This window comes from Curtobacterium sp. HSID17257 (assembly GCF_003989515.1).
Classification (GTDB): Bacteria; Actinomycetota; Actinomycetes; order Actinomycetales; family Microbacteriaceae; genus Curtobacterium.
Genome location: NZ_RBLU01000011.1, coordinates 1 through 12,399, shown reverse-complemented (window position 1 = coordinate 12,399; position 12,399 = coordinate 1). Strand labels below are relative to the sequence as shown.

Below are 12,399 nucleotides of genomic sequence, written 5' to 3'. Positions count from 1 at the left end.
TCACCCCGACGACGACGTCAGGAGTCAGCACGTGACCCCAGTACCAACGCGACCTCCCGGATCGACGGGAGCCGTGCCTCCCGGCCGCGACGGCCACCGAGCGCCCAGCCGGCGCGACCTGCTCCGCTGGGGCGCCGCCGCCGGCGGCGCGTTCGCACTGAGCGGGCTGCTCGCCGCCTGCTCCCCGCAGTCGACCGCGGCCGTCCGCTCGGGCAGGGCCGACCTGTCCTTCTGGACGCACGACCCCGGCTACGAGAAGTTCTTCACCGAGGCCCTCCCGGTCGCCGACCGGAAGTCGCGGTTCGACTACGCCCTCGACATCACCACCATCGCGGCGGCGGACATCCCGACCAAGCTGATCGCACAGGCGGTCGCGGGGACGGGGACGCCGGACGTGGCCGGTCTCGAGATCGGCGCGTTCTGCCGGATGCTCCGCGGCGACATCGCGAAGGAGCTGCTGAGCGACCTGTCGTCGTCGGTCGCGTCGAAGCGGGACGACCTGATCAGCGCGCGGCTGACACCGTTCTCGAAGGACGGGCGCCTGTACGCGCTCGACTCGGACACCCCGCTCTGCGTCTACTACCACCGTGCCGACCAGTTCCGGGCGCTCGGGATCCCCGACGACCTGGCCACGTGGGAGGAGACGATGGCGGTCGGCGCGAAGCTCAACAAGAGCAAGGGCGTCTCGCTCCACGCGGTCGCGGTCACCGACCCCGGCGGCACACTGCAGAGCTACCAGATCCTGCTGCTGCAGCGCGGCGGCGACCTGTACGACGAGTCCGGCGACATCGCGATCCAGACGCCCGAGGCCGAGCGGACCCTGCAGTTCCTGGTCGACGGCGTGCAGACCGGCGCGATCGCCACCGTCGCCGACATGTACGGACCGAGCCTGCAGTCCGGACTCAAGGGCGGCACGATCCTGGCGGTCGACATGCCCTCCTGGTACGCGAGCTACGGCATCAAGCCGAACGTGCCTGAGCAGGAGGGCAAGTGGCGGGTCCGCAACCTGCCGCGGTTCGCCGGCGGCGGGAGCACGACGAGCGTCGGCGGCGGGACGGGCTTCGCGGTGCTCCGCGACAAGCCGCTGACGCAGGCCGGCATCGACCTCGTGCTCGCCGCGTACCTCGACCCCGACCAGCAGGTGAAGCGGTACGAGGACCTCGGGTACCTGCCGACGCTCCGCTCCGTGTACGACGACCCGAGGCTCGCAGCGCTGAGCGACCCGTACTTCGGCGGGCAGCAGCTGTTCGGCGTCTACGAGTCGGTCATCGACGAGGTGCCCTCGCAGCACCAGAGCGCGAACGCCGCGATCCTGCAGACCGTCCTGAGCGGCTACCTCATCAAGGCCTACAAGGGCCAGATCTCCCCGAAGCAGGCGCTCGACGCCGCTGCGGCCGACTTCCGCGGTCAGACCCGCGCCTGAGGAGGACGACGTTGTCCACATCCACCGCCACCGGCATCCCGGTGTCCGCCTCGCCCGCAGCAGCCGATCCACCGGGCAGGCGGCGCCGCCTCAACACGAACGGCGGCAGTGCCCCGTACCTGTTCATCGCGCCGTTCTACGTGCTGTACGCCCTGTTCATGATCGTGCCGGTGCTCGCCGCCGTGTACCTGTCGCTCACCGAGTGGGTGGGCCTCGGGACACCGAACTGGATCGGGTTGCGGAACTACGCGAACCTGTTCCGGGACACGAGCTTCGGCACGGCCCTGGTGAACTCGCTGATCTACACGCTCATCGCCGTGTTCGTCATCGTGCCCGTCTCGCTGCTCGTCGCACAGGCGCTCAACGCCAAGGGGCTCCGAGCGCGTGACCTGTTCCGCGTCACGTTCTTCATCCCGATGGTGCTGTCGCCGATCGTCATCGCGCTCATCTACAGCCTGGTCTTCGACACCAACTACGGGCTGCTCAACGCCACGCTGAAGGCCCTGTTCGGGCTGCCGAACACCGACTGGCTCGGCGACCCCACGCTCGCGAAGGTCGCGATCGGCTTCGTGCTCCTCTGGCGCACGGTCGGGTACCTGACGATCTTCTTCCTCGCCGCGCTGCAGAACGTCTCACCGGAGCAGTACGAGGCCGCCTCGCTCGACGGGGCCGGCACCTTCCGGAAGTTCACGAACGTCACCCTGCCGGCGATCCGCCCCGTGACCGCCTTCGTCGTGGTGACGAGCTTCATCAGCGCCGCCCAGCTGTTCGACGAGCCCTACCTGCTCACGAAGGGCGGCCCGGGCGAAGCGACGCTCTCCGTCGCCATGTTCATCTACCGCGCCGCCTTCGAACGGCAGCAGTTCGGCTACGCGGCCGCGGCCGGTGTCGTCCTGTTCGTCGTCGTCTTCGGAGTCAGCCAGATCCTCAACCGCGCACTCGCCATCGGGAGGGACGCATGACCGCCACCGTCACCGAGGCCGTGACCACCAGAGGCGGCGCACGCCGCCCCCGGTCCGGCCCGCCGCGCACCCCCGGGTGGATCGCCCGCCGCGGCCTGCTCTACGCCACGCTCGTGGTGCTGCTGCTCGTGTTCGTGTTCCCGCTGCTGTGGGCGCTGTCCGGCTCGTTCAAACGCCGCGGCGACATCTTCTCCACCCCGCCCACGCTCGTCCCGAGCCCGGCGACCGGTGAGAACTACGTGAACCTGCTCACCACGCAGCCGTTCTGGGCGTGGTTCGGCATCAGCGTCGGCACCGCCGTGATCGCCACCGTCGTGTCGGTCTTCGTCTGCGCGATGGCCGGGTACGGGTTCGCGAAGTTCCGGTTCCGGGGCAAGCGGGTCCTGTTCGCAGTGATGTTCTCGTCGCTGTCGGTCCCGTTCGCGGTGATCCTCGTGCCGCTCTTCATCCTCGTGGTGAAGTCGGGGCTCGCGAACCCGTGGTTCTCGCTCATCGTGCCGTGGGTGGCGCCGGCGTTCGGGATCTTCATGATGCAGCAGTTCATCACCCAGTCGATCCCGGACGAGATCATCGAGGCCGCCCGCATCGACGGCAACTCGGAGTTCGGCACCTTCCGTCGCGTGGTGCTCCCGCTGCTCCGGCCGTCCCTCGGGGCGCTCGCCGTGTGGAGCTTCCTGCAGAGCTACAACTCGTTCCTCTGGCCGCTCGTGCTCGTGTCGAACTCCGACCAGTACACGCTGCCGCTCGGGCTGAACGCGATCTTCGCGTCGGAGAACCGGTCCTACGACCTCGTCCTCGCCGGCGCCGTGCTGGCGAGCGTGCCGACGATCCTCGTGTTCCTGCTCCTCCGGAAGCAGCTGCTCGACGGCCTGACCGCGGGGGCGGTCAAGGGATGACCGACACCTCGGACCGCGCCACGGACCACCGCACCACGGACCGCACCTCGGGCCACCGCACCACGGACCACCGCACCACGAACGGAGCACCCCGCACCATGCAGCACGACCGCGTCCTCTTCGGCGCCGCGTACTACCACGAGTACCAGCCCACCCCACGGCTCGACGAGGACATGCGCCTCATGCAGGAGGCCGGTTTCACGGTGATCCGGGTCGGCGAATCCGTCTGGAGCACCTGGGAGCCGGAGAACGGCCGGTTCGAGCTCGAGTGGCTCGCGCCCGTGCTCGACGCGGCGCACGAGCACGGCATCAGCGTGATCCTCGGCACGCCGACCTACGCGCTGCCGATGTGGCTCGCCCGCATCGTGCCCGAGGTGAACGTGCGACGCCGGACCGCGGGGGAGTCGATCGGCTGGGGCGCCCGCCAGGAGATCGACCACGCCCACCCCGCCTTCCTGTTCCACGCCGAGCGGGTCATCCGCAAGATCGTCGCCCGCTACGCCGAGCACCCGGCCGTCATCGGCTACCAGGTCGACAACGAGCCCGGGAACGAGCTCATCGCCAACCCCGAGGTGTTCCAGCGCTTCGTCGACCACCTCCGCCACACCTACGGCAGCGTCGAGCGGATCAACGAGGAGTGGGGCCTGACCTACTGGTCCCACCGGCTGTCGACCTGGGCGGACCTGTGGACACCGGACGGCAACGTGCAGCCGCAGTACGACCTGGCCTGGCGCCGGTTCCAGGCGTCCCTCACGACGGACTTCATCGCGTGGCAGGCCGAGATCGTGCGTGAGTACGCCCGCGAGGACCAGTTCGTCACCACCTGCATCTCGTACGAGCGACCGACGGTCGAGGACGACGCCCTCACCCGGGCCCTCGACGTCACCGCGGGCAACCCGTACTACCGGATGCAGGACGCCCTCGAACTCCCGAACACCGACGAAGCGCCGCAGTACTGGACGTCCTCCGGCGCGTGGTCCGTCGTCGCGACCGGCGACCGGATGTACGGGTCGAAGCAGGCCCCGTTCCTGGTGACCGAGACGAACGCGCAGGCGATCGGCTTCTCGTGGATGAACGAACCCGCCTACGAGGGTCAGTGGCGGCAGGCCGCGTGGGCGCTGGTCTCCCGCGGCGCGTCGATGATCGAGTACTGGCACTGGCACACGCTGCACTTCGGTGTCGAGACCTACTGGGGCGGGGTGCTGCCGCACTCGCAGCAGCCGGGCCGCACCTACGAGGAGATCGCCCGCATCGGCGCCGAGTTCCGGCACGCGGGGGACCGGGTCGCCGGGCTCCGGCCGCACGCCGACGTCGCCCTGCTGTTCTCGAACGAGTCGAAGTGGGCGCTGAACGAGCACCCGGCACTCGGTGACGGAGCGGAGCCCGACCGCCGCTCGTGGCAGACCGTGTACGACGCGTTCGCCCGCGGGGTGTTCGAGGCCGGCCTGCAGGCGAACACGGTGCACCCGTCGCAGGTGTTCGACCGCGATGCCGCCGTGGTCGCCCGGGAGCGCCCGGTCCTCGTCGCAGCGGCGTTCACCATCGCGACGGACGACCAGCTGCGGTGGCTCGCGGACTACGCCGAGGCCGGCGGACACCTGGTCGTCGGCATCCGCACCGGGTACGAGGACCAGGAGGCCCGCGCCCGACTCGAGCGCAAGCCGGCCTTCCTCGACGTGGCCGCCGGCGTGCACTACGACGAGTTCAGCAACCTCAGCCGACGCGTACCGGTGTCCGCGGGCACCGCTGCCGTGGACCACGGCTTCACGGTGCCGACCGGCGCGACGGCGACCCGCTGGGCGGACGGGTTGCTCGTCGACGACGCCGACGTGCTCGTCGACTACGACCACCCGCACCACGGCCGGTTCGCCGCCGTGACCACCCGTGCGCACGGCTCCGGCCGGGTGACGTACGTCGGGACGGTGCCGGACCCGGCGCTCGCCGCGGCGGTCGCCGCCTGGGCGGTCGAACGGGGGAGCTGGGCGACGGCCTGGCGTCCGCAGACGGAGACCCAGTCGGTGCAGACCGCCACGAACGCCCGCGGCGAGACCGTGCACGTCGTGCACAACTGGTCCTGGACGCCGAGCACCTTCACCGTGCCGGTCGACGCGGAGGACGTCCTCGACGGCGCGGCGCTCGCCGCAGGATCCGAGCTGTCGCTCGGGGCCTGGGACGTGCGGGTGGTGGCGGTCCGGTAGACGCGACCACAGGACGGACGGGAGGCGCGGTGCCAGCTGGCACCGCGCCTCCCGGCCGTCAGCGGGTCGCGTTCAGAGCCCGACGCTGCCCTGCGAGATCCCGCCGTCGATCGTGACGGTGGTGCTCGTCATGTAGGCGGCCTTGCCCGACGCCAGGAACACGACGACCTCGGCGATCTCGTGCGGCTTCGCCGGACGCCCGAGCGGGATCGCGTCGTCGAGCCGCTCGAGCTTGTCGGGATCGGAGGTCGTCGCCGTGTTGATCGGGGTGTCGACCGCACCGGGAGCGATGTTCACGATCCGGATGCCGTGCGGCCCGAGCTCCACGCCGCCGCTCCGGGCGAGCATCCGCATGCCGCCCTTCGACACGCAGTAGGCCAGGTTGCCGGGCATCGGCCAGTCCTCGTGCACGCTCGAGATGTTGAGCACGAGTCCGCCGTGCCCCTGCGCGATGAACTGCTTCGCTGCCGCCTGGGTGCCGAAGAACGCGCTCTTCATGTTCACGGCCATGACCTCGTCGTAGCCGTCCTCGGTCTCCTCGAGCAGCGACTTGCGGTCCTCGATCCCGGCGTTGTTGACGAGGACGTCGAGCGAGCCGAACGCGTCCACGGCCTTCTGCACCATCGCGTGCAGGTCGGATGCGCTCGTGATGTCGGCGTCGACGCCGACCGCGTGCCCACCGGCCTCCTCGATGCGGTGGATCAGCGAGTCGGTCGCTTCCGGGTGCGCGACGTAGTCGATGACGATGTTCGCGCCCTCGGCAGCAGCGGCGAGGCAGATCTGCTCACCGATCCCGCTGTTCCCGCCGGTGACGACGATGGTCTTGCCCTCGAGCAGCATGGTTCCTCCTGTGGGTCCGGTGCTGCCCACGGTGCTCCGATGTCGCTCCCGAGGTCCGGCGGATCGGCTGAGGTGTCGTGCAGGTGGAGGCGCCGCGACGGCAGGCGCTAGCGGACGCTGGTCTCCGGCAGCGGAGCGGGGTCCGGTGCCTGGTCCGCCTGCACGGCGAACTGGGTCCGGTGCAGCTCCTCGTACCGGCCGCCGGCGGCGAGGAGCTCCTCGTGCGTGCCGCGCTCGACGACGGAGCCGTCCTCGATCACCAGGATGAGGTCCGCACTCCGGATGGTCGAGAGCCGGTGCGCGATGACCATCGCCGTCCGGCCGTCGAGCGCCTCGCTCAGGGCGGCCTGCACGGCGGCCTCGGACGTCGAGTCGAGCGCCGCCGTCGCCTCGTCGAGGATCACGACGCGGGGCTGCGCGAGCAGGAGTCGGGCGATCGTCATGCGCTGGCGCTCGCCGCCGGACAGTCGGTAGCCGCGCTCCCCGACCATGGTGTCGAGCTGGTCGGGCAGCGACCGGATCAGCGGCTCGAGGCGCGCGCGTCGCACGGCGTCCCACACCTCGTCGTCGGTGGCCTCGGGGCGGGCCAGGCGCAGGTTGGCGCCGATGGTCTCGTGGAACAGGTGCCCGTCCTGGGTGACCATGCCCATCGTGTGCCGCAACGACTCGAAGGTGACGTCGCGGACGTCCGTGCCGGCGAGTCGGACGGCACCGCTGTCGACGTCGTACAGGCGGGAGAGCAGCTGCGCGATCGTGGACTTGCCGGCGCCGGAGGACCCGACCAGGGCGACGGTCTGCCCGGGCTCGATCCGGAACGAGACGCCGTGCAGGACCTCGTCGCCGCCGCGGGTGTCGAGCGTGGAGACCTCTTCCAACGAGGCCAGCGAGACCTTGTCGGCGGACGGGTAGGCGAAGCGGACGTCGTCGAACTCGACCGCCACGGGACCGTCGGGCAGGGTGACGGCGTCGGGCTTCTCCTGGATGAGCGGCCGGAGGTCGAGCACCTCGAAGACGCGCTCGAAGCTCACGACGGCACTCATGATCTCGACCCGGGCGTTCGCCAGGCTGGTGAGCGGTGCGTAGAGGCGGGTGAGCAGGAGCGCGAGGGTGACGACGTCGCCGGTGTTCAGCTGGCCGCCGAGGGCGAGCGTGCCGCCCAGGCCGTACACGAGTGCGAGCGCGAGCGCCGACACGAGCATGAGTGCGGTCACGAAGACGAACTGCAGCATCGCGGTGCGGACGCCGATGTCCCGCACGCGGGCGGCGCGGACGCGGAACTCCTCGGCTTCTTCGTCGGGGCGCCCGAACAGCTTGACGAGGGTCGCGCCCGGCGCGGAGAACCGCTCGGTCATCTGCGTGCTCATCGCGGAGTTGTGGTCGGCGGCCTCGCGGCGGAGTGCCGCGAGGCGGCTGCCCATCCGACGCGCGGGGACGAGGAAGACCGGGAGCATGACCACGGCGATGACCGTCACCAGCCACGAGGTGCTCAGCATGACGACGAGGGTCAGCACGAGCGCCACGGAGTTCGTCACGACGCCGGACAGCGTGCCGCTGAAGGCCTGCTGCGCGCCGATCACGTCGTTGTTCAGCCGGCTGACCAGCGCGCCGGTGCGGGTGCGGGTGAAGAACGCGATGGGCATCTTCTGCACGTGGTTGAACACCGCGGTGCGGAGGTCGAGGATGACACCCTCGCCGATCCGCGCCGAGTACCAGCGGGTCAGCAGCGACGACGCGGCGTCGGCGACGGCCACGAGCGCGATGACCAGGGCCAGCCAGACGATGGTCGACACGGCGCCGCGGGCCGCGATGACGTCGACGACCTGACCGGCGAGCACCGGCGTCGCGACGGCGAGGAACGCCCCCACGACGGACAGCGCGATGAACACCACGAGCTGCACCTTGTAGGGCACGGCGAACGTCATGATCCGCCGGAGCGACTCGCGGGAGAAGCCCCGCCCGGCGTCCTTCGCGGACGAGATCTTGTACAGCGAGCTCCAGGCAGCGCCTTCCATGCTCATGCAGTCAGGATACGTCGGGACCACCGACGCCCCGCGCCCCGGTCTGCCACGATCGGAGCATGCCCTCCGACGACCGTCCCCTCGAGCGCCTCGGCTTCCTGACCATCGGCTCGTTCGACCCCGCGCGCCCGGCCGACGGCCACGAGGAGACACTCCGCGTGATCGAACGGGCCGAAGCCCTCGGCTTCGACAGCGCCTGGCTCCGGCACCGCCACCTGCAGCACGGCATCTCGTCACCCGTGGCGATCACGGCCGCCGCCTCGCAGCGCACCTCGCGGATCGCCCTCGGCACCGCAGTCACCCCGATCGGCGCCGAGAATCCGTTCCGCCTGGCCGAGGACCTCGGCACCGTCGACGTGCTGCTCGGCGGTCGGCTGCAGCCCGGGTTCTCCGTGGGGACGCCGATGCACTACGACCTCTACCGCGACGCGATCCACCCGGACACCGCCGAGCACGAGGACCTCGGCAACGACCGGCTCCTGCGCTTCCGCGACCTCGTGCGCGGCGACGCCGTCACGCCGGTCGTCGAGCGACGCGGGATCGAGGAGTTCGCCACCACCGTCCAACCGCAGAGCCCCGGGCTCGCCGACCGGATCTGGTACGGCACCGGCAGCACGCGGTCCGCGGTGTGGGCGGCCGAGAACGGCTTCCACCTGCTCACCTCGAGCGTGACGCGGAGCGAGGTCGGCACGGACTTCGCCACGAACCAGCGCGCCCAGGTCGAGGCGTACCTCGACGCGCACCCGGACCCCGCTGCGGCGCGGGTGTCGCAGGGCCTCGTGGTCATCCCGACCGACACGGCGACGCCGGAGCAGGTCGCACGCTACCGGGCGTACGCCGAGTCCCGGGCCGGTCGGGTCGGGGTGCCGCAGGGGCCGGGCCAGCTGCTGTTCGCCGCCGACCTGGTCGGGAGCTCGGCCGAGATCGCCGACCGACTCCGCGCGGACGCCGGGTACCAGGTGGCGACGGAGGTCGCCTTCGCGCTGCCGTTCTCGTTCGCACCCGACGACTACGCGCAGATCATCGAGGACACGGCCGGGCGCCTGGGTCCGGAGCTCGGCTGGACGCCGGCCACGAGCGCCAGGTGACCGCCAGTCCCGACTGGCAGGTTGGACGGGTGCACACCACCATCGACTCCGCGACCGAGGTCGTCTCCGGCATCCGGTTCCCCGAGGGCAACCGCTGGCACGACGGCCGGCTCTGGTACTCCGACATGCACACGGGCGAGGTCTTCTCGGTCGACCCCGGTTCGCCGGACGTGCGGCCGCGCCTCGAGACGACCATCGACGGCCAGTCGTCCGGCCTCGGGTGGCTCGCCGACGGTCGACTGATCGTCAGTGCCATGAACTCGCGGACGATCCAGGTCGTCCGCCCGGACGGCACGAACGAGCCCTTCGCCGACCTGTCGTCGACCGAGCCCTCGCTCCTCAACGACCTGGTCGTCGACGAGGCGACCGGTCGGACGTACGTCGGCGCGTTCGGCTACGACCTGTACGGCGGCGAGGAGCTGCGCCCGGGGCCGCTCTACCTCGTCGACCAGGACGGCTCCGCGCGGCTCGCCGCCGACGGTCTGGTGTTCCCGAACAGCGCCAACGTGCTCCCCGGCACACGGACCCTGGTGGTCAGCGAGACCTGGGGCGGTCGACTGACCGCGTTCGACATCGAGCCGGACGGATCGCTCACCGGTCGACGCGAGTGGGCCGCGCTGCCCGAGGGGGTCACCCCCGACGGCAGCACGGTCGACGCCGAGGGCGCGATCTGGGTCTGCTCCGTGGACACGGGGGAGTTCCTCCGGGTCGTCGAGGGCGGCGAGGTCACCGACCGCGTCGACGCCCCCGGACTGTGCGCGATCGACTGTGCCCTCGGCGGCGAGGACGGCCGCACCCTCTACCTCGCCACCGCCGACAGCTACGACCCGGACACCACGGCGCGCACGCGCGCCGGCCGGATCAGCGCCGTCCGCGTCACCGTCCCCGGACCGTGACCACGACGGACGTGAGCGGCTGACGGACGGGAGGCGCGGTGCGGTCCGGCACCGCGCCTCCCGTCCGTCAGCACGCGCGTGGTCAGGGCGTGGTGAGCCGAGCGCACAACCGTGCGCGCAGGTCGTCGTCGGCCCCGACGGCGGCGAACGCCGCGTCGACGTCGGCGGCGACGTCCTCGACGATCGGTGTGACGGTGGCGAGCCACTCGGTCACCTGCTCGGCATCCCAGGTCGCCTGGCGGTCGCCCGGTGCGTGGGTGCCGGTGCCGGCCATCGCCCGGACGGAGGCCGCGTGGTCCTCGGCGACGACCGTCGGCGGGACGCCAGCGCCCGCGAGCAGCAGCGTGCTGATCATGCCCGTCCGGTCGCGCCCCGCACTGCAGTGCACGAGCACCCCGGACGGCGCGTCCGCGATCGCCCGCAGCGCACCGAGCACCAGGTCGGGCAGGATCCGCCAGTTGTGCCGCCAGTACTCGGGGGAGTCGAGGATCGGGAAGCAGACCTCGCGGAACTCCGGCTCGTCCTGGTCCTCCGTCGGCGCCGCGACGACGGTGATCCCGGCCAGGGCGTCCGGAGCGACGAGCGGATCGCCGTCGCGCCGCCCCACCTCGTCGGCGCACCGCAGGTCGATCACCGACCGCAGGCCCCATCGACGCGCGTCCTGCCAGCCCCGGTCCGTGAGCAGTTCGCGGCGCGGACCGCGTGCGATCCGGCCGAGCTGCGTCGCACCGGTCGGGGACAGCGGGGTCGGGAGCCCGCCGAGGTCACGCACGTTCCGGTAGCCGTCCCAGTCGAGTCCCCGCACCGTCCCACCGTACGGCGGGTCCTGTCCGTTCGACGCGTCCCCCCGGACGGGGGGAAACCGAGAGCGGGCTGCATGTCTACCGTGAAACCCAACCGAGCGTGACGCTCGTCACCTCATCGACCGGAACCACGACCCGGTCCTCGCACACAAGGAGAGACCACATGTCCAGCGCAGCATCCCCCCGTACCGGTTCGACCCTCGTCCAGAAGGGCGCACTGCTCTTCGGGATCGTCTTCCTCATCGTCGGCATCGCCGGCTTCATCCCCGGCCTGACCATGGACATGGGCACGCTGTCCTTCGCCGGCAACAGCTCGATGGCCATGCTCCTCGGCCTGTTCCAGGTCTCGGTGCTCCACAACATCGTGCACCTGCTGTTCGGCATCGTCGGTCTGCTCGCCGCGCGCTCGGCCGCGGGCTCGCGCTCGTACCTGCTCGTCGGCGGCATCATCTACGCCGTGCTGTTCGTGTTCGGTCTCTTCGTCGCGAACATGGCCGGCGCGGCGAACTTCGTCCCGCTGAACAGCGCCGACAACGTGCTGCACGCGTTCCTCGCGGTCGCGATGATCGTCCTCGGTGTGCTCCTGCCCCGCGCCGGAGCCCGCACCACCCGCTGACACGCAGCCCAGCGCAGACAGGAGCGCGTCGGTCCTCGGACCGGCGCGCTCCTGTCGTCTGCGCGACCCGGACGTGTGCCGGACGGGAGGCTCGTGGCGGTCCGGCACCGTGCCTCCCGTCCGCCGGGTGGTGCGGTGCGCACCCGCGGTGCCAGGATGCCGTCAGCACCGGTCGCGGACCGGGCAGACCGACCGGGAACGGCGAGGGAGACGGACATGGCTGGAGTGTTCAGCGACGCGGAGCGTGCCGCGATGCAGCAGGCGGCGGAGGAGCGGAAGGCGACACGTGGGCTGAAGGGCGCCGCGAAGCGCGAGGCCGAACGCGAGGCCTGCACGGCCGCGATCGAGGCGCTCGAGGGCTTCGACCAGACGCTGGCGTCGCGGTACCACGTGCTCGTGACCGAGGTCGCTCCTGAGCTCGATCCGAAGACCTGGTACGGGTTCCCGTCCTACGCGCGGGACGGCAAGGTCGTCACCTTCGTGCAGCCGGCGTCGAAGTTCGGTGCGCGGTACGCGACCGTCGGGTTCCAGGAGGACGCTGCGCTCGACGACGGGCCGATGTGGGCGACCTCGTTCGCCGTCGTCGAGTGGACCGACGAGGTCGAGCAGCGGCTGCGCGAGCTGGTGCGCCGGGCCGCCGGCTGAACCCGCGCGGCCGA

The 12,399-nt window shown here is 71.2% G+C and carries 11 protein-coding genes; 8 read left to right on the top strand and 3 right to left on the bottom strand.

The features are described 5' to 3' along the window. The first annotated feature begins 73 nt into the window (after positions 1–73). Genes D8M35_RS03735 through D8M35_RS03720 form a run of 4 tightly spaced genes read left to right on the top strand, consistent with a single transcriptional unit; the run spans position 74 to position 5,479 of the window. On the top strand, positions 74–1,423 hold the full coding sequence (locus tag D8M35_RS03735) for an ABC transporter substrate-binding protein (RefSeq protein ID WP_126890629.1): 1,350 nt from the start codon (positions 74–76) through the stop codon (positions 1,421–1,423). 11 nt (positions 1,424–1,434) lie between these two features. Then, positions 1,435–2,385 (top strand): carbohydrate ABC transporter permease, encoded by a 951-nt coding sequence (locus D8M35_RS03730; RefSeq protein WP_238638080.1) that lies wholly within the window; start codon positions 1,435–1,437, stop codon positions 2,383–2,385. Next, positions 2,382–3,281 (top strand): carbohydrate ABC transporter permease, encoded by a 900-nt coding sequence (locus tag D8M35_RS03725; protein ID WP_126890628.1) that lies wholly within the window; start codon positions 2,382–2,384, stop codon positions 3,279–3,281. Before D8M35_RS03730 ends, D8M35_RS03725 begins: the two co-directional genes overlap by 4 nt. Further along, positions 3,278–5,479 (top strand): beta-galactosidase, encoded by a 2,202-nt coding sequence (locus tag D8M35_RS03720; RefSeq protein WP_238638079.1) that lies wholly within the window; start codon positions 3,278–3,280, stop codon positions 5,477–5,479. Before D8M35_RS03725 ends, D8M35_RS03720 begins: the two co-directional genes overlap by 4 nt. Positions 5,480–5,551: 72 nt before the next feature. Here the strand turns inward: D8M35_RS03720 and D8M35_RS03715 are convergent, their stop codons facing one another. Both D8M35_RS03715 and D8M35_RS03710 read right to left on the bottom strand, forming a co-directional pair. Beyond that, positions 5,552–6,319 carry an SDR family NAD(P)-dependent oxidoreductase gene (locus D8M35_RS03715; RefSeq protein ID WP_126890627.1) on the bottom strand — a complete coding sequence of 256 codons (768 nt, stop codon included), beginning with the start codon at positions 6,317–6,319 and terminating at the stop codon, positions 5,552–5,554. Positions 6,320–6,426: 107 nt separating this feature from the next. After that, positions 6,427–8,337, bottom strand: coding sequence for an ABC transporter ATP-binding protein (locus D8M35_RS03710; RefSeq protein ID WP_126890626.1), 1,911 nt, complete (start codon positions 8,335–8,337; stop codon positions 6,427–6,429). Positions 8,338–8,396: 59 nt separating this feature from the next. Between D8M35_RS03710 and D8M35_RS03705 the strand changes: the two genes are divergently transcribed. Both D8M35_RS03705 and D8M35_RS03700 read left to right on the top strand, forming a co-directional pair. After that, positions 8,397–9,425, top strand: a complete 1,029-nt coding sequence (locus tag D8M35_RS03705; protein WP_126890625.1) for an LLM class flavin-dependent oxidoreductase — start codon at positions 8,397–8,399, stop codon at positions 9,423–9,425. A gap of 29 nt (positions 9,426–9,454) precedes the next feature. Further along, positions 9,455–10,321: an SMP-30/gluconolactonase/LRE family protein gene (locus D8M35_RS03700; protein ID WP_161972588.1), complete on the top strand. Its 867-nt coding sequence runs from the start codon at positions 9,455–9,457 to the stop codon at positions 10,319–10,321. An 82-nt stretch (positions 10,322–10,403) separates the two neighbouring features. Here the strand turns inward: D8M35_RS03700 and D8M35_RS03695 are convergent, their stop codons facing one another. Further along, positions 10,404–11,126, bottom strand: coding sequence for a tyrosine-protein phosphatase (locus tag D8M35_RS03695; RefSeq protein ID WP_126890624.1), 723 nt, complete (start codon positions 11,124–11,126; stop codon positions 10,404–10,406). Positions 11,127–11,287: 161 nt separating this feature from the next. Between D8M35_RS03695 and D8M35_RS03690 the strand changes: the two genes are divergently transcribed. Together D8M35_RS03690 and D8M35_RS03685 are read left to right on the top strand one after the other, a co-directional pair. Further along, the gene (locus tag D8M35_RS03690; RefSeq protein ID WP_126890623.1) at positions 11,288–11,740 is read left to right on the top strand and encodes a DUF4383 domain-containing protein; all 453 of its coding nucleotides are present in this window, start codon (positions 11,288–11,290) and stop codon (positions 11,738–11,740) included. A 216-nt stretch (positions 11,741–11,956) separates the two neighbouring features. Further along, positions 11,957–12,385 carry a hypothetical protein gene (locus D8M35_RS03685; protein ID WP_126890622.1) on the top strand — a complete coding sequence of 143 codons (429 nt, stop codon included), beginning with the start codon at positions 11,957–11,959 and terminating at the stop codon, positions 12,383–12,385. The last annotated feature ends 14 nt before the right edge of the window (positions 12,386–12,399 follow it).

Bases quoted from the DNA above. Each gene is read 5' to 3' on its own strand.
- D8M35_RS03725 (WP_126890628.1), top strand. From the start codon at position 2,382: ATGACCGCCACCGTCACCGAGGCCGTGACCACCAGAGGCGGCGCACGC.
- D8M35_RS03720 (WP_238638079.1), top strand. From the start codon at position 3,278: ATGACCGACACCTCGGACCGCGCCACGGACCACCGCACCACGGACCGC.
- D8M35_RS03715 (WP_126890627.1), bottom strand. From the start codon at position 6,319: ATGCTGCTCGAGGGCAAGACCATCGTCGTCACCGGCGGGAACAGCGGG.
- D8M35_RS03710 (WP_126890626.1), bottom strand. From the start codon at position 8,337: ATGAGCATGGAAGGCGCTGCCTGGAGCTCGCTGTACAAGATCTCGTCC.
- D8M35_RS03705 (WP_126890625.1), top strand. From the start codon at position 8,397: ATGCCCTCCGACGACCGTCCCCTCGAGCGCCTCGGCTTCCTGACCATC.
- D8M35_RS03690 (WP_126890623.1), top strand. From the start codon at position 11,288: ATGTCCAGCGCAGCATCCCCCCGTACCGGTTCGACCCTCGTCCAGAAG.
- D8M35_RS03685 (WP_126890622.1), top strand. From the start codon at position 11,957: ATGGCTGGAGTGTTCAGCGACGCGGAGCGTGCCGCGATGCAGCAGGCG.